Origin of the sequence: Marinobacter sp. Hex_13 (genome assembly GCF_001566815.1) — a bacterium.
Lineage (GTDB): Bacteria > Pseudomonadota > Gammaproteobacteria > Pseudomonadales > Oleiphilaceae > Marinobacter > Marinobacter salarius.
In genome coordinates this window covers 13,953-38,730 of the sequence record NZ_LSMM01000003.1, presented here as the reverse complement: position 1 = coordinate 38,730, position 24,778 = coordinate 13,953, and the positions used below count along the sequence as shown (strand labels likewise).

Below are 24,778 nucleotides of genomic sequence, written 5' to 3'. Positions count from 1 at the left end.
TTTTAGCAAGATTACGCGACGGGCTCGCGCATGGTGACGAACTCTTCGGCGGAGGTCGGATGAATACCAATCGTGCTGTCGAACTGCGCTTTGGTCGCGCCAGCTTTCAGGGCAACCGCTATCCCCTGGGTTATTTCTCCGGCATCGGGCCCAACCATATGAGCACCCAGCACCCGGTCAGTGTCAGCGTCCACCACCAGTTTCATCAGTGACCGCTCATCCCGCCCACTCAAGGTATGTTTCATCGGTTTGAACTCCGACCGGTAGATACGGAGCTTATGCCCTGCTTCCCTCGCCTCTGCTTCCGTCAGGCCGACCGTTCCGATATTGGGCTGGCAGAAGACCGCCGTAGGAATGCAGGTATAGTCCATCTCGCCCTGGCCGTCTCCGAACAGTCGGCGGGACAGTACCATGCCCTGGGCAAGCGCCACCGGCGTCAGTTGTGGGGTGCCGATAACATCGCCAAGAGCTGTAATCGAGGGCACGGCGGACTGAAAGTGATCGTCCACAACCACATGACCGGAGGCACTGAGCTGAACCCCAAGCGCCTCAAGTCCGAGGCCATCCACCAACGCACGGCGCCCGGTCGCCGCCATCACAAGACCGGTATTCAGCCGGGAGCCATCGGTCAGGTTGACGTTGTAGTGAGTGTCCTCGCTCTCGATGGATTCGATATTGACGCCAAAGCGCAGGTCCACGCCCTTTTTCCGCATTTCCTGAGCGGTAAACTCACGAACATCGTCATCGAAGCCCCGGAGGAACAGATCACCGCGATAGAGAAGTGTTGTCTCAACGCCAAGCCCGGCAAGAATACCGGCAAACTCCACCGCGATGTAGCCACCGCCCCAGACCACTGCCTGCCTCGGCAGTTGCGGCAGATAGAACATCTCGTTCGAGGTAAGAACACATTCCTTGCCTGGCACATCCGGGACCACGGGCCAACTGCCGGTGGCAATAGTGATATGCTTCGCGGTATAAGACCGCTCTCCCACTACCACCGTATGAGCATCGCTCAATGTCGCGGTGCCTTCGATAACCGTGACGCCGGCATTGGCCAGCATGCGCCCATAGATACCATTAAGACGTTCGATTTCGGCGTTTTTGTTGGCAACCAGCCTGGTCCAGTCAAAACTGACCTGATCCCCTGGCACGTTCCAGCCATAGCCCGCAGCGTCCTCGATGTCTTCACCCGCGTGAGAACCATAGACAAACAGTTTCTTCGGCACGCAGCCCACATTCACGCAGGTTCCACCGAGATAGCGCGATTCCACCACAGCCACACGAGCGCCCTTGGCAGCGGACATGCGTGCCAGCCTGACACCACCGGAACCGGCACCCACAATAATAAGATCAAAATCCTGTCTGTCAGACACAGCGTCTCCTGTCTTTTTCGACAATCTGTTCATTCAACCGGAGACCGCCGCCTGTTCGTCGGGGCGGACCTCACGGAATAGTATGTGATCCTCAAAGCTTCCCAGGCGAATGGTGCCAAGGCTCCGGAACCCTTCGGACTCGTAGAACGGAAGGTAGCGGCTGTTGCCTGTATCCAGGACAAGTCCGCTTCCCCGGGGATTTTCCGCACAGAGCTTCTCAACCGTGGATAACAGCAGTCGCCCATACCCCTTGTTCTGATAGTTCGGATTCACTCCCATCAATGGCAACTGGTGAGCCAGAGGCTGGGGTAGCATTTCCCGAATTTTCTCATGGTAATCCAGGTAACGACGGGTAGAGGCAAACCCGGCTGTCAGAACCATGCGAATGCGCCAGCTAAGCTGCTCCGCAAGGTTCAGCCGGAGCTCCGGCTCGCCAATGAAGGCAACGGCAACAAGTGTATCGTTCACCAGCACACCCACCGCATCCTGATTCAGACCAAAATAGAGATCAATCAGTTCCCGCACCGTGGCCCGCACGCGCTGCTGATAGCCAGGCCGACGATGATCAAACAGGTACTGGAACGTCGGTTCATCCCGGTACGCATGGACTAATATGGAAATCGCCTCATTTCGGGCACTTCCATCGAGTCGAACAATGACTGGCTCCTGGCTATTCTTGTTCTGTGTGCCGTCACTCATCACATGTTCTCCAGTGTCTGCCTCAAATCGTTAACGTCAGACGTACGGATACGATCCCTGGATCGTTCTGTCGGTCCATGGACGCTTGATCTATCTGAACACCGTGGCTAGTGTTCAGACGTTCCAACCAGTTGGCCACCTCGGTGAACGGTGCACCCTCGAGCCAGACGCGAATGGCGTTCTCACCACTGGGCTCGAAGCGCTGAAGCGAAAGGCCTGATTCGCTGGCACTGCGCGTCACCAGCGCCATAAGTGCTCTACCGTCTACCGGCGTATCAGAACCTGCGCCCCCCGAAGACGAGTTGGCACTGGACAGACGCTCCAATGACTGACGATTAGCCTCAAGCCACGCCAAAAGTTCAGTGGCACGCTCCCTAGACTCGACAGCTTCGTTGTGGAAACCCGTGGCAGGGCGCCAGACTCCGAAGTAGAGAATGCCGAGGAGAACGGCCACCGCAAGAACAGACAGAGCCTGCTGGTCCCTGCGAGGCAACTGGTCATACTGGGCGATGAGCTTTCCGACGGCTGGCTGCTCCTTGATCCTGTTTAACATGCCATTATCCTCCGGAAACCGTCAGGCGTCCGCGGGCGCCATTGGATTCATTTACCACCGAGCCGATCTTCGCTTCCAATCCGCGACTGGTCAGGCCGTTTCTTAGGGTGCTGAGCTTGTCATAGCTGTCTGCGCGCACATCGACCACAAGTTCCCCGCGATTCTGGCTGTAGTTCACCGAATTGAAGGTGACAGCGCGTGAATCGGGAATCTTCGAGTACTGTTCACCCGTGTACTTCATCAACGTGAGAAAACCGGCGTTTGGCCCTTCCGCCTGAAGTTGACGCAACTGCCCTTCAACAACCCGGCGCACGTTACCGGAATGGGTCCTGGTATCCCCCGGGAAGGCCTCACGATAAACCGCCATCGCCTGCTCCCGGATCTCGTCGGCTTGCTGCTGATAGTAGAAACCCATGCCCACTTCCACGCCAATCTGGATCACAAACCATACGCAGGCCACGGCAACCAGCGGCTTCCATGCGCCCAACGCACTCGATTTGCCAGTGCGGATGCTGTAGGTCCCCTGGCACAGGTTGATCGGCTGGCAAAGGTGATGATGGTGGGAATGTGCCAGCAGTTCCAGCGGCATCAGTTCCAGCGTTTCCTCGCGAACCACCAGGCGCCCTGACGATTTCAGCTCGCTCAGGTCCGCCTGCTGGTGTTCAAATTCCTGCTCAGTTCCATAAATCGTCACCGGCACCTCGGCAACGACTTCATCAGAAGGCGGAAGCGCCAGCGTCTGTGCAAACATCGCGAGATTTCGCGCATGAACACTGAGCCACTCCCCCTGATCACTGGAGAGCATGGCGGAATCGCCATCCAGGCACACCGACCAGCCGCCCTCAGTCAACGGTAGCAAGCTTGAATCCGGGTAGATCGCATCCAGCTTAAGGTGATTCCAACCACTGAACATCATCACCCATTCGGCCATTTGCCCGTGATCTATGGCCGCCACCCGAAAACCTTTCTCCGTGCGGTTACCCAGGGCCAGATGAACACTTTCGATGTCCTGGGCAACCTGCTCCTCAACCGCGTAAGGGAGCGCCTGATGAACAAATCGCGTCTGTTTGGCGGGAATGTCCGCTACGCAGAAAAGCGCCTCATCGCCGGGAATGAGCCCCACCAACAACACGTTATCGAGATCGTTCTGGGTCAGAGTCTGCTCGATGGTGTCTCGTGAATCCGCGGTTCCCCGGGCCTGGGCATCTCCACTGGCATCCACCAGCACCCAATTGTACAACTGGGCTTCCGGGTTGGCGTCGGGGTCCGCGAACGGTGGCCGTGGCCTGACGTAGAGGCGATATGACATTCTGAACAGTTTCCTTTTTCGAAACCCTCTGGGGGTTATCGGTTCTTTTTGTAACGGTTTTCCGGCTCCGGACTTCCCTATTCCCCGGAGATCGTGAACGGTTCCTTGGTTATACGATTCTTTTGCCCGGTGTCACGAGACACGGTTTGCATCTCGCCTTCCGGGCTTCGATAAACCGTGCTGACCAGGTTGGCAACCCGGTTATCGTAGGTAATCCGCGATACTACTTCAAAAAAACGGGTTTGCAGACCGAGGCCAGTGGGTTTCATCCCCCGCCCCGCAAATTCATCCAGTGCCAGGAAGTCCTGTACATTCTCGAAGCGCTCTTCCGTGCGTCTTTCCAGAATAGCGTCTGCCTGAGCCTGTGTCAGTTCCTCATGGAGAGACCTGAGCACTGGTGCCGTCGCGGTGTTGACGTTAATGCCCAACCCCGTCACCGGTAACGCCGTTACGTGTGGTCTCAGTGCCCGATAAGCTTCCTCGGTCATACCATCAATCAGGCGAAGCTCGGAAACATCAACAAAGGGTTGATTGCCGGCCCGGTAGGCCGGATCCGCAGAAAGGTACTGACCGTCCTCGGCCCCATACGCGCTGACGGTCTGGTCGTTCGGGTCGATCCAATCCACCAGCGCATCGACATTGACCGTGGTGATTTCGAGCACCTGGAGCAAACGGGCGATTCGATCACGAACAATGGGGTCGACCTGCCCGTTGGCGCTTACCAGGTCGTTGAGGTTGATCCTGCCACCGAGATCATCAATCTGAACCTCCGCCACGCCGTTGTCGTCCAGCGGGAGGATGGCGGCATTCTTTGCCCAGAATTCGTCCAGGCTGTCGACCATGAGGTTGTTCTCCTTGTCGTCCTCAAAGTCGCGCACCAGAATCTGGCGGGCAAAGGCTTCCGCACCCAGGGCCACGCTGTGCCCCTGCTGCTGGGCAAGGTAGTGGCTGGCTCGGAATACCCGCACGCTTTGCTGCTGGGTCATGCCTGTTGCCAGCATGACCACAAGCGCCATGGCGAGGAGCACCATGATCAGTGCAACGCCACTCTGGCGACCACCGTGCCTACCAATGAATGGATGCTTAGCCACCCGTCACTCCTGTCCCCGATGAGTCCTGGCCAGGGTTTGGATTCTGATCCTGATCCTGTTGTTGATCATCGTCCTGATCGTCTGCGGCATCGTTGACGCTATTCACCACACCCTGGGCAACGTCGTTGTCAAAATCAGGAAGCGTGAAGGTTCTTACCAGCTCTCCAAAACGTTCATGCTCAATGGTGACCTCAATACCCAGCGGTAAGGGAATATCGGGGCGCGTACCCGGTGTCATATTGGCCATACTCTCTTCATCAGGCCATTCATCCCGCCAGTTTCGCTGATCATCGAGAAAACGAACCGTGAACTCAGTGACGTTCGAGAGCAGAAGAAGGTCCTGGCTGTTGTCTTCCTGCCCCCTGTCGACGGTTACCCAGTACCGCCGGCGCAATTCATCCCCGGTGTATTCCCAGCCCACCCGCTGCAGACTGCTGCGGCGAGTGCCCAGTGGGTTGCGCCAGCCCTGGCGGGTGAGAATCAATGAAAACTCTTCCTCACGGCTGGTCAGAGCAGGACGGAAATCGCCGTAAATGTCACGGGCGGACCGGTTCACCACCTGGGTAATGTCCCGCTCCAGCAAGAGCATGGTGCGTTGAATATTATCAAACTGTTCCGCGACTTCGTTGACCCGGTCCCTCGACGAGACCACATTGCCCAGCACCTGCCATACCCCTAGGCCGATAACAGCGGTGATGGTAACCGCGATCAGCACTTCCATCAGGGTAAAGCCAGCTTGAGCGGAGGGACGCGACCTGTGTTGAGCAATGATCATGGGGGCCGACATCAGTTCTCACCAATAAACGCAGACAGCGTGTGGATCGGGGCGGGCTCAGGTCTGTTGCCGCGATACTGAGCCACGGTGACCTCAACACGGAGAATGGACGGGTCTTCGGTGGCAAGGACAGCAGTGGTTACCTGCCATTGATACGAGCCGTATTCGATGTCTTCCGAGTTCTCTGAAATAGAGGGCAGGTTTTCCTGAAGCCGGATTTCGTTGATGCGATTGTCCGCCACCCAGCCAGCCAGTGTTTTGTCCCGAATCCGCTCATAGCTGGAAATATACTGACTACCCACCTCAGCGGCTGCGGTGGCAATCAGGCCGAAAACCAGCAGAGCCACCAAGACCTCAATCAGTGTGAAACCGCGCTGGCCCTTCATTCTTCCTCGACCTCCTCGCTTCCGGGATGGCGCCATTCCAAGGGAGAAACGCCATCAGACGCAATGGTATGCATCCGGGAATCATCGCGGCCAACAAGGAACTCAATCTCAAAGGGCGTGGTTTCACCGCTGGAGAAAAACACCACATCCGGCCTCAGTTCATCTTCGTCAGACGCCAGGCGTGGGGTATCGCTTTCGATGTATTCAGTCGCCGTGATCCATTCCGGAAAACTCCGTGTCCGGAACATCCGCTCGGCTGGCTGTTTCCATTCGCCACTCAACTCTTCCCAGGCGACGAAACGATAGCTGTCTTCCTCGAGGATCAGGCCCAGTTCAGTATTGTTCAGTATCGCCTGCTCCGAGGCGGTCTGCATCAGCAGGTAGAGCTCGCGTACTTCATTTTCCATCTCGCGATCACGCGAGCTACCACCCATCGACATAACCGCAAGCGCCGCGAGCAGCCCAACCACCACCAGGACAACGAGTATTTCGATCAGTGTGAAGCCCGACTGTCGCGTCCTGGAGAGCACTATCAGTCCCTGACCTTCCATACGCTGATGTCGGCGTTATCACCGTCACCGCCCTCTCGGCCATCGGCACCGTACGAGTAGAGATCATAAGGGCCTTCCGTGCCTGGGTTTACATACTGGTATGGCGCACCCCAGGGATCTTCGGGAACGCTGTTCAGGTACCCTTCCGGATTCCAGTTCCGCGGCTCGGGGCTGCCACTGGGCTTGGACACCAGTGCCTCAAGGCCCTGCTGGGTTGACGGGTAATGGCTGTTATCAAGGCGGTAGAGGTCCAACGCGTTAGCGATGTTGCTCATCTGGGTTTCGGCGACGGTCACGCGGGCCTGGTCACTTCGCCCCATGATGTTGGGAGCCACAATGGCTACCAGCAAGCCCAGAATAACCATGACCACCATGATTTCGATCAGGGTAAAACCCCGTTGTGCCATTTGATGTTTCATTGTTTCGCTCTTCATCTGTCCCTATCTCTGGGTTTGGAAATGGGGTTGGCCTGCCGGTCCTGGCCTAACCAACCAGGTTGCTCATATTCAGGATCGGAAGCATGATTGCCAGCACGATAATCAACACAACCATGCCCATCAACAGCAGCATCATCGGCTCGAACAGGCCCACGATGGCGGCAATCTTGGATTGCAGGGTGTTCTCCTGCATCGTCGCAGTCCGCTCCAGCATGCTGTCCAGCTCGCCGCTGGCTTCACCGCTGGCGATCATGTGCAGCATCATCGGTGGAAAGTACCCCGTCTGGTCCAGCGAGCGATGAAGGGAACCGCCTTCACTCACCTTTCTTGCTGCATCCCGCAGCTCCTGACGCAGGTGGTCATTTGAGAGCACCTCACCGGCAATACGCATGGCTTCCACCAACGGTACACCGCTGGTGGTCAGAATGCTCAGTGTACTGGCATAGCGTGCGGTGTTGACACCGCGAACCATGCCTGAAAACAGCGGCATGTTCAGCAGGCTTTTATGGAAGCGGAGCCGGAACGAGGGTTTCTTCAATGACCACCGGAAAACAACCAGTGCCATAATGATCAGTATCAGCAGATAGATACCGTAGTTGCCCAGAAAATCAGAGACTGCCAGCATGGCGGCCGTCAGCGCCGGAAGCTCCTGCCCCTGCTTTACAAACACCTCGATGATGTCCGGCACAACATAGGTCAACAGGAACACCACAATGGCAATGGCCACAACGCTGAGAATGATTGGGTAAATGGCCGCCAACTGGATTTTCTGACGAGCCTCCTGCCGGGCCTCGGTATAGTCCGCCAGCCGGTTGAGCACCAAATCCAGGTGCCCGGCGTGTTCACCCGCAGCCACGGTAGAGCGATAGAGCCGTGGAAATGCCCGTGGGAATTCACCCAGGCTGTCCGCCAGGCTGTACCCCTCCATGACCTTGGCGCGTATGGCAATCAGCATGCTGCGAATACGAGGCTTGGAAGACTGCTGGGCGGCCGCCGAAAGCGCCTGTTCAATGGGGATGCCGGACTGGATAAGCGTCGCCAACTGACGGGTCACCAGAGCCAGGTCCGCCGTTGCCAGGCTGCCCCGGCTGCTCAGTGGGTTGCTCCGGGCCTGTTTCTCCGAGGCCGGCTCCACCGCCAGGGGCGTCAGGCCCCGTTCACGTAATTGCTGGCGAACCGCCCTTGGTGCATCGGCCTCGACAACGCCCTGTTTCTGTTTGCCGCGACTGTCGAGTGCCTTGTAATCGAATGCTGGCATGGAGTTACCTGCTCCGGTGGGTCACGCGAAGGACCTCTTCAACCGTGGTTACCCCATCCAGGATTTTCTGGACGCCATCGGCATGGATGCTCGGGCCATGAAGTCTGGCTTCGTGTTCGAGATCCAGCTCCCCTGCCCGCTTATGGATCAATGAGCTGATCTCCTCGTTGACCTCGACCACCTCGTAGATACCAATACGGCCCCGATACCCCAACTGGTTGCAGTGTTCGCAGCCCTTGGCGCGATGAATTGTCGGCGGATTGGCCGGGTCCTGCTGCAGAAATTCGCAATGCTCTTCGCTCGGTGTGTAGGGTTCACAACAGTCCTTGCAGAGCACGCGCACCAATCGCTGTGCCACGATGCCCACCAGACTGGAAGAAATCAGGAACGGCTCAATGCCCATGTCCATCAAGCGGGTAATCGCACCCACAGCGGTGTTGGTGTGGAGAGTCGACAACACCAGGTGCCCGGTCAAACTGGCCTGAACAGCGATTTCCGCCGTTTCCAGGTCACGGATTTCACCGATCATGACCACATCCGGGTCCTGACGCAGAATGGCCCGGAGCCCTCGGGCGAAGGTCATATCCACCTTGGTGTTGACCTGGGTCTGGCCGATACCGGGCAGGTTGTACTCGATCGGGTCCTCAACGGTCAGTATGTTCCGGCTACGATCGTTGATTTCCTGCAGCGACGCATACAATGTTGTGGATTTGCCGGAACCGGTGGGACCGGTTACCAGCAGGATGCCATAGGGCCGATAGATCAGCCGGCGCAGTATTTTAAGATCGCCTCCCGCCATACCAAGGGATTCCAGGCGAATGCTCCCGGCCTGCTTGTCCAGAAGACGCAATACCACCCGTTCACCGCTGGATGACGGCATGGTGGACACACGAATGTCGACTTCACGTCCGGCAACCCGCAGGGCGATACGACCATCCTGTGGCACCCGTTTCTCCGCGATGTCCAGCTTGGCCATAACCTTGATCCGCGACACCAGCAAGGGCGCCAGCGCTCGCTTGGGCTGTACCACTTCCCGCAGAACACCATCCACCCGGAAGCGAACCACAAGTCGTGTTTCGTAGGTTTCAATATGAACATCAGAGGCGCTGGTTTTGACCGCCTCGGTAAGAATGGCGTTGATAAGCCGAATGATCGGGGCGTCGTCTTCCTGCTCCAGCAGATCTTCGGTTTCGGGCACCGAATCCGCCAGCGACGCCAGGTCCATATCATCGCCAATACCTTCCACCATCTGCATGGCTTCGGCGGAATCATTCTGGTAGGCGGCGTTCAGCGCGGCGTCGAACCGGGCCGGATCAATGGGAGAAAACCTTGCACGCCCCCCGCTGATGCGGTTGGCTTCCGCCAGCGCTGAGTGACCCGCCCCGGGCCGTACCAGGATTACAGGGTCGCCATCGTCGTCACGTGTCAGAATCACACCGTTGCGTTTGGCGAACGTGAAAGGTAGACGGCCCAGCGGAGCATCCTGCGGCTGAAGTTCTGTGTCTGTGTCCACGGTCGTCCTCGTTTTGTTGCCGGGGCGGGAAGAAAAAAGTTCCGGAATCCCTTTCTATTCAATTAATTCAGAAAGGCTACCATAGGATATGGAACCGCTGAATAACTCTATACACTATACTGCCAATAAATCGTTGCAGTCTGATAACCTGTGAGCCTTTTGCCGGCCCACACCTGCTCTTTTCGGGACATTCAATGCTTTTTACCAGTTCAAGGTTACCACTGATACTCACCATCGTCGCAGGCATCGCCATGATCACTGTGACAGCGTGGCAGGGCGTTCGTTTCTGGCAGAATGAAACCAGTGCCGGCGACACCACTTCCACTGCTGACATGACAATGGCGGAAACCGACACCCGGAAGGTGCCAGAGGTAAACCTGGCCTCTTTTGCCTTGTTTGGAGAACCCGGTAAAGAGGCGCCCCAAACGGAACCCGATACTGAAAACCTGCCGGAAACCAATCTGCGGCTGTTTCTTCGCGGTGTGCTGGCCGCCTCGGGCGACTTTCCTGGTAGCGCGTTGATTGAAGACGACAAGCGAAACACCGAAGCCTATCTGGTGGGTGATGAGTTGCCTGGCAATGCGACCCTTCGTTCTGTTCGCCCCAATCGCATCATCATTGAACGCAGCGGCAAACTCGAGAACCTCTATTTTCCCGAAGATGAAGACAGAACGGGGCTCTCCATGGCTTCCACGCAAACCTCCAATGAGCAGGAGGAACCCAGTGGCACTCAAATTCGTCCAACTGGTGTGGACAGACGATCTACCTCCACCAACACAGACACCAGCGACCAACGCCGCGAGGAAATCCGGCAGCGCCTGGAACAACTTCGCGAACGCCTGAGAACCAACAACTGAGGACAGCCATGGAGACGGCCGCATCGAATCCTCGCCGCAGCGGCTCCCTGCTTTCCATGCTACTCATGGTCATCACGTTAACGGTGGCCGCCTTCGAACTCAGCGAACGGCTCATGACCTACGTGCGTTCGGAATTCGGCCAGGAGGCCCAGGACCGGCTGGAAACCTGGCAAAACCTTCACGATATGGCTTCCCGGGCAGCGGTCGACCGCCAGCTCCGGCTCGTGAATTCCTTCTTTAACCGGGTCCGGTTTGTCAGCGACATTGCCCACTGGGGCGAGGAAGACTACTGGGCGACGCCTGTTGAACTGCTGACCACCAATGGCGGCGATTGCGAGGACTTCTCCATCGCAAAATACCTCACCCTTAAATCCATGGGCGTTCCCGACGAGCAACTCCGCATCGTTTATGTCAAAGCTCTCAAGCTGAACCAGGCGCATATGGTACTGGCGTGGTATCCCGAGCCCGACGCTGATCCACTGATCCTCGACAACCTTATCAACGAGATCAAACCCGCGTCCCAGAGGCAGGACCTGGAACCGGTCTACAGTTTTAACGGTGACGGTCTGTGGCTGAACCGTTCCAGTGGTGACTCCGAACGAATCGGAGAAGCGAGAAAACTGGAGCAATGGCAGAGCCTCAATGATCGCATGGTGGACAGCCTTCGCTAGACTCACCGCTGTCGGCATAAGACACAAGACTTGTCGCCAGGCGACACTGCGTTAACAGTACCCGGCGGTACAATCTGCCCCACGAGTAATCAGACGTACACACATTTACCAACGAGGAACGGCCAACATGCGACGCTGGAACGGCTGGGGAGATGACCAGTTCAATCTTGAATTACCCAAAGAGGGGCAGCGGTTTCTTGACGAGCGCGTAGGGAGTGCCGTTCCACTGGCGGATGTATCTCTGGAACAGGTTTGTGCCCAGGTGCCAGACAGTAGGCTGCCGCCAAATCCGGCCTGTATCGGCGCGGCCGAAGACCGGGTGCGTCACGCCCGCGGGCAAAGCCTCGCCGACTGGCTAGCCATGCGCAGCGGCGACTTTGGCGTATTTCCCGATGGTGTTGCCTATCCGGAGTCGTCCCTGGATGTCCAGGCCCTGCTTCAGTATGCCGAAGAGAACGATGTTGCCCTCATCCCCTATGGCGGCGGCACCAGCGTGGCAGGCCACATCAACCCCGTGGACGGTGACCAGCCAGTGCTGACCGTTGATATGGGGCGGATGAATCGCCTGATAGACCTGGACAGGGAAAGCCAGATCGCCACCTTTGGGGCTGGCACCCCGGGCCCCTTGGTAGAGTCACAGTTACGGGCGCTGGGTTATACCCTGGGGCACTTTCCGCAGTCTTTCGAACTGTCCACCATTGGCGGCTGGGTCGCCAGCCGATCCAGTGGTCAGCAATCACTCCGTTACGGTCGTATCGAGCAGTTGTTTGCCGGGGGCCGCATCGAAACCCTGAAAGGTACGCTGGACATCCCCACGATTCCCGCCTCCAGTGCCGGCCCGGACATCCGCGAGATGATCCTGGGCTCCGAGGGTAGGATCGGCCTTATCACCGAAGTGAAAGTGCGCGTCACGCCACTGCCTGCCCATGAAAGCTTCCATGTCATGTTCTTCCCGTCGTGGGACAAGGCTCGAACAGCGTGTCGCAAGCTAGTGCAGAACCGCACCCAGCTCTCGATGCTGCGCCTGAGCAACGCCACCGAAACTGAAACCCAGCTCGCCCTGGCGGGTCACCCCGGGATGATTGGCCTGCTGGAGTCCTATCTGGGCCTGCGGGGCGCCAAAGACGGCAAATGCATGATGACGTTTGGCGTCACAGGCAGCAAACGCCAATGCCGGAACGCCCTCACGGAAACCCGGGAACTCTGCCGCGAGTTTGGTGGGATCTACACCGGTAAAAAACTGGGCGAGAAATGGGCCGCCAAACGCTTCACCATGCCCTACCTGCGAGAAGCCCTCTGGAAACTCGGGTATGCCGTCGACACCCTGGAAACCGCCACCGACTGGGACAACGTCGACAAACTCTTAAACCAGATTGAAGAAAACCTCCGTAACCAGCTGAATGAAAAGAAGGAGCTGGTTCACGTTTTCACCCATCTTTCGCATTTCTATACCCAGGGCTGCAGCCTCTACACCACCTATGTGTTCCGGGTGGCCGACAGTTACGAGGAAACCCTGGCCCGCTGGCAAACGCTGAAAACCAGCACGTCGGGCATTATCGTTAACAACCGGGGCACCATTAGCCATCAGCATGGCGTTGGCAAGGATCACGCGCCCTTCCTGCCGGTCGAAAAAGGCGAGTTGGGCATGCTGGCCATCGGATCTCTTTGCCAGACATTCGATCCCGCCGGCTTGATGAATCCACAAACACTGGTTCAGAAGTAATGCCTCTAACGCGCGAACAAAAGCTTGACCAGCTGGCCCGTGGCGACGCCGCCTTCGATGTGGTTGTGGTCGGCGGGGGCATCACCGGAGCGGGCATCGCTCGCGAAGCCGCCGGCAGCGGCTTGAGCACCTTACTGGTGGAGCAACGGGACTTCTCCTGGGGGACCTCCAGCCGTTCTTCGAAAATGATCCACGGTGGTCTGCGCTACCTCGGCAGCGGGCACTTTCGCCTGACACGGGACGCGGTGCGGGAACGGGAGCGCCTGCTGGCAGAGGCGCCGGGGCTAATCGACCCCCTGCGCTTCATAATGCCTCACTACCAGAAACAGTTCCCCGGCCCTAAGCTGTTCCAGCTGCTGCTGCGTCTGTACGACCGACTTGCGGGCAAGCCGTCCAGGCAGCGACTCAGCCCGGCAGACACATTGCAGTGGGTGCCGGGCCTCTCCACCAGCCATCTGACCGGTGCCAGCGGCTTCACCGATGCCGTTACCGACGATGCGCGTCTGGTGCAACGTGTACTCGAAGAAGCCGAGGCCGATGGTGCGATCTGCCTGAACTATATGCAGGCGCAGGCAGTTCTCCGCAACAGTGAGACCAACGCCGTCACAGGCGTTCACCTTCTGGACACCAGCACGGATTCCCAAACGCTGGAAATGACCGTCAACACCCCACTGGTTATTAACGCCACGGGTGCCTGGGCGGACCAGCTGAAGCAGACCGACAGTACTGACACCCGAATACGTCCCCTGAGGGGAAGCCACTTGGTTGTTCCCTATTCGCGGCTTCCGGTGTCCTGTTCGGTGTCGCTGTTTCATCCGGAGGACCGTCGGCCGGTATTCGCCTTCCCATGGCAAGGCACGACGGTGCTGGGGACCACGGACCTCGACCACACAGAGTCGCTGTCCCGTGAGCCGGCCATCAATCGGGAGGAGCTCGACTACCTGCTGCAGATCTCCTCAAAGCTGTTTCCCGCCAGTGCCATCACCGAGCGTGACGTGATCGCAACCTGGGCGGGAGTGCGCCCCGTCGTCACCCAATCACCCGTGGTCACTCAAAATAAGGGAACGCGAAAACCCTCAAAGGAAAATCGGGAACATGTAATCTGGTCCGACAATGGTCTGGTCAGTGTCGCCGGTGGCAAGTTAACCACCTTCCGGTTGATTGCCCGGGAAGTACTCGAACGGGGGCAAATGCCGGGTTTTCATCTCAGAAACGATGCGCTGCCGGTATTTGCTTCGCCCCCCGACCTCGAACGTCCTGACGCCATCAGCCATCAGAACTGGCATCGTTTGCGGGGCTTCTACGGCCCTGCTCTGGCAGAGGTCCTGCGCGCCGGCGCTCATGAAACCGTTGCCGGCACCGACACCCTGTGGGCGGAGTTGGCCTGGGCGGCCGCCAATACCGGCGTGATCCACCTGGATGACCTGATGTTGCGCCGTACCCGGCTCGGTCTGGTGCTTCCAAAAGGCGGTGAAGACCTGCTTCCGGACATACATTGCCTGTGCAAACCCATCCTGGCCTGGGACGACACCACCTGGGAACGGGAAGAGGCACGTTATCTGGAGCTCTGGCGATCTTGCTACTCGCTTCCGGCCATATTTCCGGCCAAACCGGAGGCCACTGGATGAACACGACCAAACCGCTCATCCTGGCCATCGACAACGGCACCCAGAGCGTGCGGGCCCTGCTGTTCGACACTCAGGGCAACCTCGTCGGCAAGGGCAAACAGGAGATTGAACCCTACTTCTCCGAGCAGCCGGGCTGGGCGGAACAACATCCGGAGTACTTTTGGGAAAACCTCGGTAAAGCGTGCCAACTGCTCTGGAAAAACACCGATGCATTGCCGACTCAAGTGGCCGGGGTAACGCTGACCACCCAGCGTGGCACCGTTGTAAATCTGGACGAACATGGCAAGCCACTCCGGCCAGCCATCATCTGGCTCGACCAACGTCACGCCCGGGTTGAAGGGCCTGTGCCCGGTTTATGGGGCTGGTTGTTCAAGCTGCTTCGTCTGGAACCCACCGTTGATCGCTTCCGAGAGAAAACCCAGGCCAACTGGATTGCCCAGAACCAACCCGGGATATGGGCGGCCACCCGGCATTACCTGCTGCTGTCGGGCTACCTGAACTACCGTCTGACAGGCCAGTTCAGAGACTCTGTGGGCAGCCAGGTGGGGTATATCCCGTTCGACTACAAACGCCACCAGTGGGCCGGCCAACGTGATTTCAAGTGGCTCACCATGCCCGTTCGCCGTGAGATGTTGCCGGAGCTGGTTAAGCCCGGCGATAAGATCGGCAACCTCACCGAAGACGCGGCCAGGCACCTTGGCCTGCCGGCGCCACTGCCAGTGATTGCTGCGGCATCGGACAAGGCCTGCGAAATACTCGGCTCCGGTGGCCTGACACCAGATGTCGGCTGCATGAGCTACGGCACTACCGCTACCATCAACACCACCAGCAAGCGTTACCTGGAACCGGTTCGCATGATGCCGCCCTATCCCTCCGCCCTGCCCGGTCACTATTCCACCGAGGTGATGATCTACCGGGGCTTCTGGATGGTGAGCTGGTTCAAGCGCGAATTCGGTCTGCGGGAACAGAAACTGGCGGAGCAGAAAGGCGTGGAGCCGGAAGTCCTGTTCGATGAACTGGTTCGGGCCGTTCCGGCCGGTTCGATGGGGTTGATGCTGCAACCCTACTGGTCACCCGGGGTTCGCCAGCCGGGGCCGGAAGCCAAGGGGTCCATCATCGGGTTTGGCGACGTCCACACCCGCTCCCACATCTACCGAGCCATACTGGAAGGTTTGGCCTACGCCCTGCGCGAAGGCAAGGAACGGATCGAGAAACGCAGCGGCGTCCCCATCCGCAGGCTGAGAGTCGCCGGGGGCGGTTCCCAGAGCGATGCTGCCATGCAACTGACCGCCGATGTCTTCGGCCTGCCCGCAGAACGGCCTCATACCTACGAAACCTCCGGCCTTGGTGCCGCCATCGACGCCGCCGTTGGCCTGGGGCTTCATCCGGATTTTGAAACGGCGGTGAACGCAATGACCCGAGTGGGTGATGTCTTCCATCCGCAGGCCGACACCCAGAAACTCTACGAGCGCCTGTATCGTGAGGTGTACCTGAAGATGTATCCCCAGCTTCAGCCGCTGTACCGTAAAATTCGGGATATTACGGGGTACCCCGATTAACACAGCAAACCCAACAATCTCTTGAATTTAGCCGTCACTCCGGTAAAACTCTGGATCAGTCACAACAACAATCACCCGGTTCCACCCCCAGAGCACAAAGGCAAGCCCGATGTCGGCCTTAGACTACCTCGTACCCTATGACTTCTCGCCGCTCACCATATTGAGTTTCGTGCTCGTTCTGGCGTTCTACGGGTACGGCCTGGTCAGGATGCCTGCTGATGACCGACCCGGAAGCGGCCGGATACTGGTGTTTGTGGTGGGCGTTATGCTTTGCTACGGCGTGATGCAAACCCGTTTCGATTACTACTCCCAGTACATGTTCTTCGTTCACCGGGGCCAGCATCTGATACTGCACCACCTGGGGCCGATCCTGATTGCCCTGTCCAACCCCCTTCCGGTGATGCGTTTCCTCTACAGCCTGATCAATCCCGGCGTACGGCGAGCGCTAATACCGCTGGGGTGGATTTACCGTTTTCTCCAGCACCCGGCGATTGCCTCATTCCTGTTTGTGGGGCTGATCTACTTCTGGCTGTGGCCGCCAATCCACTTCGACGCCATGCTCAGCCGTGATCTGTACTGGATCATGAACTGGAGCATGCTGGTGGACGGCATGCTGTTCTGGTGGTTGATCTTTGATCCACGTTCACCCGTCATCAGCGATGCGCTGGGCTACGGCAAACGCATCCTTCTTCTGGCCCTGGTTGCCATCCCCCAGATGATTCTGGGCGCCACCATCGTGTTCTCAAGGGGCATGGTGTACGACGTGTACGAAGTCTGCGGTCGAGCCTGGCCAATGCCGCCAGAAACGGACCAGTTGCTGGGCGGATTGCTGACCTGGATTCCTCCGGCCATGATGAGCATCCTCGGCATTCTGATTATCCTTCGACGTGCCATGCGTGAAGATGGCAAGGTGTCGCCCTATAACGAAAAGCTGAAGGCCAGCCATTCATGAAAAACCGGTTCCTACCCTGCAGTCGTAAAGCGATCTCTGCCATGGCACTTTTGGCGTCCCTGGTGATGCTCGGTGGGTGCTTTGGCGACGATGAAAACTGGAATGGCAAAGACATCAGCGGGCTGATGCCGGAATTGGCCTTCGAGCTGACAGGAACCTCTGGCGACACCATCACCGCAGAACAAACCGATGGTCAGATCCGCCTTCTGTTCTTCGGCTTCACCTCCTGCCCCGATATCTGCCCCGCCACACTCCAGAAGCTGTCCAGAGCGGTAAAGGATTTGCCCACTGAGTTACGGGAGGACACGCAGATTGTCTTTGTCAGCGTGGACCCACAGCGGGACACCCCCGAACGCATCGACAGCTACGTAAGTTTTTTCAGCGACCGGGCCATCGGCCTGACCGGCGGTGAACCGGCGCTCAGGGAACTCAGTAAGCGTTACCGTACGACCTTTGGTTACGACGAACCGGATGCGGAAGGTAACTACAACGTCTCACACAGCGGCGCCGTGTACGTGTTCGACCGCGAAGGAAAGGCCCGCCTGCTGATCCGTCCAGAGCTGAGCGTGGAGGATATCCGTACGGATCTGGTGGCGTTGGCTGAGGAAAGCTAACGCAACACCAGATCACGAGACTATGCCGCGCTCCCTTAGGCTCTCTATTTCGCCAGAAGAGAGGCCAACAATAGTCTCAAGGACTTGTTTTGACTGTTCCCCCAACAGCGGAGGCGCCGTCCTGTAACTTACCGGTGTCAGCTTCAGCCTGATCGGATTGCCAACCGTCGGGACATCGCCCAGCGATGGATGCTGAACAGACTGTTTCATTCCCCGCGCAAGAACCTGTGGGTCTTCAAATACCTGATCCAGGGTGTTAACCGGACCGCAGGGCACCCCTGAACGCTCCAGAATTTGCACCCATTCCTGTGTTGACCGCATCACCGTGGCCTGCCTTAACCTGGGAATCAATTCCTTCCGATTCGCTACGCGAGCCCGATTTGTCGCAAAACGCTCATCGCTCGCCCACTCCGGATGCCCGAGCACATCGCACAACCGGGCGAACTGCTCATCGTTACCGACCGTTAGCACCATGTTGCCATCTGCGGTAGGAAAATCCTGGTAAGGCACGATATTCGGATGGGCGTTCCCCATCCTCCCAGGCGCCTGGCCCGTGGTCAGGTAATTCATGGCCTGATTCGCCAGACAGGCTACCTGCACATCCAGCAGCGCCGCCTCCACATACTGCCCCTCTCCCGTACGGTCACGGTGACTGAGCGCAGCGAGCACACCAATGGTGGCATACAGCCCGGTCATGATGTCCGTCAGTGCCACGCCGACCTTCATTGGCCCGGCGCCGGGCTCGCCGTCCGGTTGCCCGGTGATACTCATAAGCCCACCCATGGCCTGAATCAGGAAATCATAACCGGGCCGGTTCGCGTAAGGTCCATCCTGGCCAAATCCGGTGATCGAGCAGTAGATGAGTTTAGGGTTGATTTGCTTCAGGCTGTCATAATCCAGGCCATAGCGTTTGAGGCCCCCGACCTTGAAGTTTTCAAGGATGACATCCGACTCTGCGACCAGTTTTCGGATCAGGTCCTGCCCTTCGGGATGCGCGATATCGACCGCAAGGGACTGCTTGTTTCGATTGGCGGTCAGGAAGTAGGCAGAGAGATCTGCGTTGCCATCAGCCCCCTGAAGATAAGGTGGCCCCCAGGAGCGCGTGTCGTCCCCGGATTTTGGGCGTTCAATTTTGATAACCTCTGCGCCGAGATCCCCAAGGATCTGCCCTGCCCAGGGACCAGCCAGCACTCTGGAAAGATCCAGGACACGCAAATGAGAGAGGGAGCCAGACATTCAATTCTCCTTGAAAAAGGGACTCAGCGCATTCCACCGAGGCAGAGGTATTTGAGTTCCATGAACTCGTCCAGGCCATGCCGTGACCCTTCACGACCCAAGCCGCTTTCCTTAACCCCGCCGAATGGAGCGGCTTCGGTTGAAATGATGCCATCGTTGATGCCAATCATGCCGGTTTCCAGGGCCTCGGCCACGTGCCAGATGCGCCGGATGTCGTTACTGTAGAAGTATGCCGCCAGACCAAATTCCGAATCGTTGGCCATGGCGATGGCCTGCTCCTCAGTCTCAAACCGGAACAGCGGTGCCACAGGGCCAAAGGTCTCTTCACTGGCCACCAGCATGTCCTGGGTGACGTCCGTGAGGATGGTGGGCTCGAAGAAGGTGCCACCGAGAGCGTGCGCCTTGCCTCCCATCACCACTTTTGCGCCCCGTTCTGTCGCATCGGCGATGTGCCGCCTGACTTTGTCCAGCGCAGCCTGGTTGATCAGTGGACCTTGATGCGTTTCGCCTTCCAGGCCAGCCCCCACGACCAACTTGCCAACCGCAGCCTTAAGCTTTTCAACAAACTCGTCATACACGCCAGATTGCACATAAATGCGGTTGGCGCATACACACGTCTGTCCGGTATTTCGGTACTTGGAGGCCATTAATCCGGTTACCGCGGCATCGAGATCGGCGTCGTCAAACACGATAAACGGTGCATTGCCGCCCAATTCCAGGCTCACTTTCTTGACCGTGCCACTGGCCTGGCGCATGAGGAGTTTGCCCACGGGCGTGGACCCGGTAAACGACACCTTGCGAACCGCAGGGCTGGTGGTCAGTTCCTCACCCACCTGCGGCGCCCGGTCTTTCGAGCAGGTAACGATGTTGAGGATCCCCGGTGGAACTCCGGCCTCCTCGGCCAGCACCGCCAGAGCGAGCGCGCACAACGGCGTGTCTTCCGCCGGTTTGACCACCACCGGGCAACCGGCAGCCAGTGCCGGGGCGACCTTACGGGTGATCATCGCCACCGGAAAATTCCAGGGCGTGATTGCCGCCACTACCCCGATCGGCTGTTTGATGACCACAATCCTCTTGTCACGACCATGGCCAGGAACCACGTCACCGTAGGCCCGCTTGGCTTCCTCAGCAAACCACTCGATGAAGCTGGCGCCGTACGCAACCTCACCGCGTGCCTCGGCCAACGGCTTGCCCTGCTCTGCCGTCATCAGACAAGCCAGGTCCTCCTGATGTTGCATCACCAGATCGAACCACCGACGCAGAACACCCGCTCGCTCCTTGGCCGGACGAGCACGCCATTCCGGCCACGCTGCCTCAGCCGCCCGAATGGCCTGCCGGGTATCTTCGGCGTCCATATCCGGCACATAGGCAAGATGCTCTCCATTGGCTGGATTGGTTATCGCGAGCCGATTACCCGAACGGGCCTGGACCCATTCGCCGTCGATATGGGCGCTTTCGCGCAACAGTGCCGGGTTTGTCAGTCTGATAGTCATCACATTCCTCACAGAAGAGAGTCAACGCTCTCCAAGCAGATAGCTTTCAATCACATCCCTGACAAACGCAGCATAGTCGTCGACCGCAACATTCTGGTCGCGGTATTTCCGGCGTTTCAGGTACCAGTCCTGCAATAGGGCCTTGATCATGGAGGCGACAAGGCGGGCATTTCTCGAGCGGTAAACCTTGGCCTCTATGCCATCCTCAATAAGCCGCAGAAAGATCTCCTCAATCTCCAGCTCAATGGCGACAGCGTCCCGTTTTTCCTCGGCCGGCAGGCTCTTCGCTTCCATGTAGGAGAAGTAGAACCAGGCCCGCATCAGCTCGCTCAGATACAGGTGTGCCTTGATCGCAGAGAACATTCTGTCCCGGACATCCTCTACGTCTTCCGTGTAATGGATCAGAGTCCGACGCGTGATAATGAATCCGTGGCTCTGGATCAGATGGATCAGATCATCCTTGTTGCGGATATACGCATAGAGCCCACCCATGCTCATGCCAGAATCCCCGCAAAGGTCCCTCAGCGTCATCGCGTGGAACCCCTTGGAGTTGGCCAGCCGCAGGGTCGAGTCGATGATTCGGGTCAGATTTTTAACCGCCGTCGCCTCCTTTTTAATACTGATGCGTTCCTTGTTCTGGCGGTACACATCGCGGATCACATCCTCCTTGGACATGCGGAGTTCACCGCGGAATGCTTCGTAATTTTCGATCATAACTGCCACGTCCGTTTGCCTCTGCGGCGGGGATTATAAGCCACGCTATGCCACGGACAAGAATCGGTCCTGGGTAGCCTGGTCCGCCTTCAGGTCCTGACTGCTCGCCTCGTGCACAACCTGGCCCTTTTCCAGAATGTAGGCTCTTTGAGCATGCTTTAGTGCGAATCGCACGCTTTGGTCGGTAAACAGGATGGTGGTGGTCTGGCTGAGATCGTCAATCAGCTCACCGATCTGCTGCACGATAACCGGGGCCAGTCCCTCGTTGGGCTCATCCAGTAACAACAGTCGTGGCTGAATCATCAGGGACCTTGCCACCGCCAGCATCTGTTGCTGACCACCGGACAGGGTCGCGCCGTCCTGGTCCGCCCGTTCGCCCAGCATCTCGTATTTCTTGAGGATGCCATCCACCGTCCAACGCGCGGCACTGCCCTTGCGTTGATAGGAGGCCACATCCAGGTTATCCCGCACCGTCAGACCAGGAAATATCCGGCGGTCTTCCGGTACGTACCCGATGCCAACGCGGGCGATGCGGTGTGCCGGCCAGCCCTGGACCGGCTTGCCTTCATAGACGACCTCTCCAGATCTCGGAGGCGTCAGCCCCATGATGCTTTTCAGGGTGGTGCTCTTTCCCGCCCCGTTCCGGCCGAGGATGCAAACCGTCTCACCGGCTTCGAGCTGAAGGGTAACACCCTGGAGCGCCTGACTCTCGCCGTAGAACGTTTGAATGTTGCGAACATCAAGAATCATGGGTTGGCCTCCTCGACCGCTTCGTCGTCTTCTTCGCCCAGGTAGGCAACACGAACCTCAGGGTGGTTCTTGACCTCCTCGGGCGTACCGGCAAAAAGCTTCTCGCCACGGTGCATGACCAGAATTCGGTCCGCCAGATTGAAGACCACATCCATATCGTGCTCGGTGATCATGAAGGTGTAGTCTCCGCTACCGGCAAGTTGTTTGATCAGTTGGGTGGTGCGCCGGGTTTCATCCGGAGTCATCCCGGCAGTTGGCTCGTCCAGAAGCACCAGCTTCGGTTGCGTTGCCAGCACCATGGCGATCTCCAGCAATCGCTTGTCGCCGTAGCTGATAACCTCGGCACGCTGTGCTTTCAGGCTGTCGATGCCCAGACGCTTCAGAAACTCAACCGCCTCGTTCTGGATTTCGGTATTGCGGGACGCGATATTGAACAGCTTGCGGCTGTGGCCATGATAGGCCGACAGCACCACTTCCACGTTTTCCTGCACCGTCATTTCCGGGAAAATATTATTGATCTGGAACGATCGCGATACGCCCAGCCGGCTGATCTTGTGGGGAGGCAGGCCGGTGATATCCTTGCCGTCCAGCGTGATCGTGCCTTCCGTCGGCTGCATTCGCCCGGAAACCATGTTGTAAAAAGTGGTCTTGCCAGCACCGTTGGGGCCGATAATGGCGATGGTTTCCTTGGGCATGACCTCCAGGTTGATATCGGAGACCGCCGTGACGCCGCCAAAACGCTTGGTCAGGTTAGCAATGGTAAGGACCGGGTTCGTCATTTTTTCACCTCCATCCACCAGTCAATGGCGGTGCCCAACAGCCCTTTTCGGAAGAAGATCACCATCATTGCCAGGATGATACCCAGAACCAACATCCAGGATTCCGTGTAAGTGGTGATCCAGGTTTCCAGCAATACGAACGCCGCAGAGCCGATGAACGGTCCCAGGAAAAACCCGGTACCCCCCAGGATGGCCATCAGTATCGGTTCGGCGGACATGGACCAGTGCAGAAGCTCGGGGCTCGCCACACGCAGGAATGGAGCGATCAGACCACCGGCCAGGCCCGCAAAGGTTCCGGCGATGACGAAAGCCACAAGCCGATACGTCCGCACGTTCAGCCCGGCGAAGGATACCCGCTCGGGATTCTGACGGATTGCCTTGAGGATCATGCCAAACGAACTGCGGCAGATCAGGTAAAGCACTATCGCGGCGATGGCCACAATACCCAGCACCACATGGTAATAGACCGAGGGATTCGCCAGAGTGAGGTCAAGCCCCAGCCCGAAGGAGCCCAGGGTAAACCCGGCGAGGCCGTCACTGCCGTTGGTCACCGAGCGCCACTGGTAGGCGATAGCAAAGACCATCATGCCAAAAGCCAGGGTCAGCATGGCAAAGTACACCTCATTGAGGCGGACGCTCAGGAAGCCGATCATCAAAGCCAGTAGTGCAGAGGCCCCCATGGAGACCAGCAGACAGACCAGGAACGGCCACTCCAGGTGAATCAGCACCAGGGCCGTGGCGTAAGCGCCAATACCGAAGAACGCCGCATGCCCGAAGCTCAGCATGCCGGTATAACCGAAAATCAGGTTGAAGCTGGCCGCGAACAGACCCAGGATCAGGATTTCGGTAAAAATAAACACATAGAAATAGGAAGCAATCCAGGGCACCGCAATCAGCCCGGCAATCACCACAGCCAGAATGGCCATCAGAACCTTGGTTTTCATGCATTTGCCCCTTTGCCCATAATGCCGTGTGGTTTGAACAACAGAACCAGCGCCATGCCGACGAACGGCAACAGCAGGTTCACTTCCGGCAGGTAGCGGCCACCGAAGCCATGAATCAGGCCCAGGATGATGGCTCCAAGCAAGGCGCCCGGAAAGCTGCCCAGCCCTCCGATCACCACCACAATGAACGACTCGATAATGATCTTGTCCCCCATGCCGGGGTCCAGTGCTCGCATGGGTGCCGCCATGACGCCACCGACAGCGGCCAGCCAGGCGCCAAAGGCAAACACGCCGGTCACCACCAGCCGGGTGTTGATGCACAGCGCCTCGGCCATATCGCGATCCAGTGCCGCAGCTCGCATGATGCGGCCGACGCGGGTGCGGTTGAACAGGTACCAGAGACCAGCCAGCAATAGTAGGCCGATGACGATCACGAACAGGCTGTAGGTGGCAACGGAACTGCCTAACAGCCGCACCGAACCTGACAGCAGATCCGGCGGCTGGACCACATGGATACCACTGCCCCAGATCATCCTCACACTCTCGTTGATGATCAGCAGGATAGCGAAAGTCAGAAGCAGGCTGTCTGCCACGTCACGGGAATAGATAAAGCGCAACAGCAACCGGTCGATGATGACGGCCAGGATAGCGACGCCAATGGGCGCCAAGATCAGGGCTGCCCAGAAAGGCATGCCCGCGATATTGATCAGTGTGAAGGCCAGATAGGCCCCCAGCATGTAAAGTGCCCCGTGGGCAAAGTTGATGATGTTCAGCACACCGAACACGATATTGAGGCCCACTGCGATAATGAACAGCAGCAATCCTATATCGAGACTATTCAGCAACGCCGCTCCGATGCCAGACATGTATTACCTCATTACGTTAGGGCCGGATTCGTGGCGCCCCTGAGGGC

General features: G+C 58.1%; 25 protein-coding genes. 7 read left to right on the top strand and 18 right to left on the bottom strand.

Annotation, left to right across the window (positions count from 1 at the left end; translation table 11 throughout):
* Nucleotides 1–11: 11 nt before the first annotated feature.
* From gorA to gspE, 11 genes are all read right to left on the bottom strand, one after another.
* Entirely contained in the window at nt 12–1,406 is a 1,395-nt protein-coding gene (gene gorA / locus AXW11_RS02535; protein WP_258955221.1) for a glutathione-disulfide reductase, read from the bottom strand.
* Entirely contained in the window at nt 1,407–2,072 is a 666-nt protein-coding gene (locus tag AXW11_RS02530; RefSeq protein WP_041334903.1) for a GNAT family N-acetyltransferase, read from the bottom strand. It lies immediately after the preceding gene.
* Nucleotides 2,073–2,094: 22 nt separating this feature from the next.
* Entirely contained in the window at nt 2,095–2,625 is a 531-nt protein-coding gene (locus AXW11_RS02525; RefSeq protein ID WP_091643781.1) for a type II secretion system protein M, read from the bottom strand.
* 4 nt (nt 2,626–2,629) lie between these two features.
* Nucleotides 2,630–3,934 carry a type II secretion system protein GspL gene (gspL, locus tag AXW11_RS02520; protein ID WP_091643784.1) on the bottom strand — a complete coding sequence of 435 codons (1,305 nt, stop codon included), beginning with the start codon at nt 3,932–3,934 and terminating at the stop codon, nt 2,630–2,632.
* Between the two features lie 77 nt (nt 3,935–4,011).
* Nucleotides 4,012–5,025, bottom strand: a complete 1,014-nt coding sequence (gene gspK, locus AXW11_RS02515) for a type II secretion system minor pseudopilin GspK (protein ID WP_159265640.1) — start codon at nt 5,023–5,025, stop codon at nt 4,012–4,014.
* Nucleotides 5,018–5,812, bottom strand: a complete 795-nt coding sequence (gene gspJ, locus AXW11_RS02510) for a type II secretion system minor pseudopilin GspJ (RefSeq protein ID WP_227664091.1) — start codon at nt 5,810–5,812, stop codon at nt 5,018–5,020. The genes gspK and gspJ overlap by 8 nt, the downstream gene beginning before the upstream one ends.
* The gene (gene gspI / locus AXW11_RS02505) at nt 5,812–6,186 is read right to left on the bottom strand and encodes a type II secretion system minor pseudopilin GspI (protein ID WP_036207111.1); all 375 of its coding nucleotides are present in this window, start codon (nt 6,184–6,186) and stop codon (nt 5,812–5,814) included. The genes gspJ and gspI overlap by 1 nt, the downstream gene beginning before the upstream one ends.
* Nucleotides 6,183–6,737, bottom strand: a complete 555-nt coding sequence (gene gspH, locus AXW11_RS02500; protein WP_052479533.1) for a type II secretion system minor pseudopilin GspH — start codon at nt 6,735–6,737, stop codon at nt 6,183–6,185. The genes gspI and gspH overlap by 4 nt, the downstream gene beginning before the upstream one ends.
* Nucleotides 6,719–7,156 (bottom strand): type II secretion system major pseudopilin GspG, encoded by a 438-nt coding sequence (gene gspG / locus AXW11_RS02495; RefSeq protein ID WP_164732128.1) that lies wholly within the window; start codon nt 7,154–7,156, stop codon nt 6,719–6,721. The genes gspH and gspG overlap by 19 nt, the downstream gene beginning before the upstream one ends.
* Nucleotides 7,157–7,220: 64 nt before the next feature.
* Nucleotides 7,221–8,432: a type II secretion system inner membrane protein GspF gene (gene gspF / locus AXW11_RS02490; RefSeq protein WP_041334911.1), complete on the bottom strand. Its 1,212-nt coding sequence runs from the start codon at nt 8,430–8,432 to the stop codon at nt 7,221–7,223.
* A 4-nt stretch (nt 8,433–8,436) separates the two neighbouring features.
* The gene (gspE, locus tag AXW11_RS02485; protein ID WP_036207103.1) at nt 8,437–9,945 is read right to left on the bottom strand and encodes a type II secretion system ATPase GspE; all 1,509 of its coding nucleotides are present in this window, start codon (nt 9,943–9,945) and stop codon (nt 8,437–8,439) included.
* 194 nt (nt 9,946–10,139) lie between these two features.
* Between gspE and AXW11_RS02480 the strand changes: the two genes are divergently transcribed.
* The 7 genes from AXW11_RS02480 (at nt 10,140) to AXW11_RS02450 (ending at nt 17,949) form a co-directional block, all read left to right on the top strand.
* Complete coding sequence (locus AXW11_RS02480) at nt 10,140–10,802, top strand: type II secretion system protein N (RefSeq protein WP_075194812.1); 663 nt, start codon at nt 10,140–10,142, stop codon at nt 10,800–10,802.
* An 8-nt stretch (nt 10,803–10,810) separates the two neighbouring features.
* Entirely contained in the window at nt 10,811–11,473 is a 663-nt protein-coding gene (locus AXW11_RS02475; protein WP_041334914.1) for a transglutaminase-like cysteine peptidase, read from the top strand.
* Between the two features lie 127 nt (nt 11,474–11,600).
* Nucleotides 11,601–13,196 carry an FAD-binding oxidoreductase gene (locus AXW11_RS02470; RefSeq protein ID WP_091643787.1) on the top strand — a complete coding sequence of 532 codons (1,596 nt, stop codon included), beginning with the start codon at nt 11,601–11,603 and terminating at the stop codon, nt 13,194–13,196.
* Nucleotides 13,196–14,824 (top strand): glycerol-3-phosphate dehydrogenase/oxidase, encoded by a 1,629-nt coding sequence (locus tag AXW11_RS02465; RefSeq protein WP_041334920.1) that lies wholly within the window; start codon nt 13,196–13,198, stop codon nt 14,822–14,824. The genes AXW11_RS02470 and AXW11_RS02465 overlap by 1 nt, the downstream gene beginning before the upstream one ends.
* Entirely contained in the window at nt 14,821–16,383 is a 1,563-nt protein-coding gene (locus AXW11_RS02460; protein WP_091643791.1) for an FGGY-family carbohydrate kinase, read from the top strand. The genes AXW11_RS02465 and AXW11_RS02460 overlap by 4 nt, the downstream gene beginning before the upstream one ends.
* A gap of 109 nt (nt 16,384–16,492) precedes the next feature.
* Nucleotides 16,493–17,335 carry a cytochrome c oxidase assembly protein gene (locus AXW11_RS02455; protein WP_091643794.1) on the top strand — a complete coding sequence of 281 codons (843 nt, stop codon included), beginning with the start codon at nt 16,493–16,495 and terminating at the stop codon, nt 17,333–17,335.
* Nucleotides 17,332–17,949, top strand: a complete 618-nt coding sequence (locus AXW11_RS02450; RefSeq protein ID WP_374700697.1) for an SCO family protein — start codon at nt 17,332–17,334, stop codon at nt 17,947–17,949. The genes AXW11_RS02455 and AXW11_RS02450 overlap by 4 nt, the downstream gene beginning before the upstream one ends.
* Before the next feature lie 12 nt (nt 17,950–17,961).
* Here AXW11_RS02450 and AXW11_RS02445 read toward each other — a convergent pair whose 3' ends face one another.
* The 7 genes from AXW11_RS02445 to AXW11_RS02415 are packed head-to-tail and all read right to left on the bottom strand — an operon-like array spanning nt 17,962 to nt 24,731.
* Nucleotides 17,962–19,185 (bottom strand): CaiB/BaiF CoA transferase family protein, encoded by a 1,224-nt coding sequence (locus AXW11_RS02445; RefSeq protein ID WP_091643797.1) that lies wholly within the window; start codon nt 19,183–19,185, stop codon nt 17,962–17,964.
* Nucleotides 19,186–19,208: 23 nt separating this feature from the next.
* Entirely contained in the window at nt 19,209–20,672 is a 1,464-nt protein-coding gene (locus tag AXW11_RS02440; RefSeq protein WP_091643840.1) for an NAD-dependent succinate-semialdehyde dehydrogenase, read from the bottom strand.
* A gap of 27 nt (nt 20,673–20,699) precedes the next feature.
* A complete protein-coding gene (locus AXW11_RS02435; RefSeq protein ID WP_091643799.1) occupies nt 20,700–21,392 on the bottom strand; it encodes a TetR/AcrR family transcriptional regulator in 693 nt (230 codons plus the stop codon).
* Between the two features lie 45 nt (nt 21,393–21,437).
* A complete protein-coding gene (locus tag AXW11_RS02430; RefSeq protein WP_091643802.1) occupies nt 21,438–22,142 on the bottom strand; it encodes an ABC transporter ATP-binding protein in 705 nt (234 codons plus the stop codon).
* Nucleotides 22,139–22,921, bottom strand: a complete 783-nt coding sequence (locus AXW11_RS02425) for an ABC transporter ATP-binding protein (RefSeq protein ID WP_091643804.1) — start codon at nt 22,919–22,921, stop codon at nt 22,139–22,141. The genes AXW11_RS02430 and AXW11_RS02425 overlap by 4 nt, the downstream gene beginning before the upstream one ends.
* Nucleotides 22,918–23,865 (bottom strand): branched-chain amino acid ABC transporter permease, encoded by a 948-nt coding sequence (locus AXW11_RS02420; protein WP_007152274.1) that lies wholly within the window; start codon nt 23,863–23,865, stop codon nt 22,918–22,920. The genes AXW11_RS02425 and AXW11_RS02420 overlap by 4 nt, the downstream gene beginning before the upstream one ends.
* Entirely contained in the window at nt 23,862–24,731 is an 870-nt protein-coding gene (locus AXW11_RS02415) for a branched-chain amino acid ABC transporter permease (RefSeq protein WP_041334926.1), read from the bottom strand. Before AXW11_RS02415 ends, AXW11_RS02420 begins: the two co-directional genes overlap by 4 nt.
* Nucleotides 24,732–24,778: the final 47 nt, after the last annotated feature.

Bases quoted from the DNA above. Each gene is read 5' to 3' on its own strand.
- gspJ (WP_227664091.1), bottom strand. From the start codon at position 5,812: ATGTCGGCCCCCATGATCATTGCTCAACACAGGTCGCGTCCCTCCGCT.
- AXW11_RS02420 (WP_007152274.1), bottom strand. From the start codon at position 23,865: ATGAAAACCAAGGTTCTGATGGCCATTCTGGCTGTGGTGATTGCCGGG.
- AXW11_RS02480 (WP_075194812.1), top strand. From the start codon at position 10,140: ATGCTTTTTACCAGTTCAAGGTTACCACTGATACTCACCATCGTCGCA.
- AXW11_RS02460 (WP_091643791.1), top strand. From the start codon at position 14,821: ATGAACACGACCAAACCGCTCATCCTGGCCATCGACAACGGCACCCAG.
- AXW11_RS02450 (WP_374700697.1), top strand. From the start codon at position 17,332: ATGAAAAACCGGTTCCTACCCTGCAGTCGTAAAGCGATCTCTGCCATG.
- AXW11_RS02445 (WP_091643797.1), bottom strand. From the start codon at position 19,185: ATGTCTGGCTCCCTCTCTCATTTGCGTGTCCTGGATCTTTCCAGAGTG.
- AXW11_RS02435 (WP_091643799.1), bottom strand. From the start codon at position 21,392: ATGATCGAAAATTACGAAGCATTCCGCGGTGAACTCCGCATGTCCAAG.
- AXW11_RS02415 (WP_041334926.1), bottom strand. From the start codon at position 24,731: ATGTCTGGCATCGGAGCGGCGTTGCTGAATAGTCTCGATATAGGATTG.
- gspI (WP_036207111.1), bottom strand. From the start codon at position 6,186: ATGAAGGGCCAGCGCGGTTTCACACTGATTGAGGTCTTGGTGGCTCTG.
- AXW11_RS02465 (WP_041334920.1), top strand. From the start codon at position 13,196: ATGCCTCTAACGCGCGAACAAAAGCTTGACCAGCTGGCCCGTGGCGAC.
- gspL (WP_091643784.1), bottom strand. From the start codon at position 3,934: ATGTCATATCGCCTCTACGTCAGGCCACGGCCACCGTTCGCGGACCCC.
- AXW11_RS02525 (WP_091643781.1), bottom strand. From the start codon at position 2,625: ATGTTAAACAGGATCAAGGAGCAGCCAGCCGTCGGAAAGCTCATCGCC.
- gspG (WP_164732128.1), bottom strand. From the start codon at position 7,156: ATGAAACATCAAATGGCACAACGGGGTTTTACCCTGATCGAAATCATG.
- AXW11_RS02475 (WP_041334914.1), top strand. From the start codon at position 10,811: ATGGAGACGGCCGCATCGAATCCTCGCCGCAGCGGCTCCCTGCTTTCC.
- AXW11_RS02430 (WP_091643802.1), bottom strand. From the start codon at position 22,142: ATGATTCTTGATGTTCGCAACATTCAAACGTTCTACGGCGAGAGTCAG.
- AXW11_RS02455 (WP_091643794.1), top strand. From the start codon at position 16,493: ATGTCGGCCTTAGACTACCTCGTACCCTATGACTTCTCGCCGCTCACC.
- AXW11_RS02530 (WP_041334903.1), bottom strand. From the start codon at position 2,072: ATGAGTGACGGCACACAGAACAAGAATAGCCAGGAGCCAGTCATTGTT.
- gspH (WP_052479533.1), bottom strand. From the start codon at position 6,737: ATGGAAGGTCAGGGACTGATAGTGCTCTCCAGGACGCGACAGTCGGGC.
- AXW11_RS02470 (WP_091643787.1), top strand. From the start codon at position 11,601: ATGCGACGCTGGAACGGCTGGGGAGATGACCAGTTCAATCTTGAATTA.
- gspF (WP_041334911.1), bottom strand. From the start codon at position 8,432: ATGCCAGCATTCGATTACAAGGCACTCGACAGTCGCGGCAAACAGAAA.
- AXW11_RS02425 (WP_091643804.1), bottom strand. From the start codon at position 22,921: ATGACGAACCCGGTCCTTACCATTGCTAACCTGACCAAGCGTTTTGGC.
- gorA (WP_258955221.1), bottom strand. From the start codon at position 1,406: ATGAACAGATTGTCGAAAAAGACAGGAGACGCTGTGTCTGACAGACAG.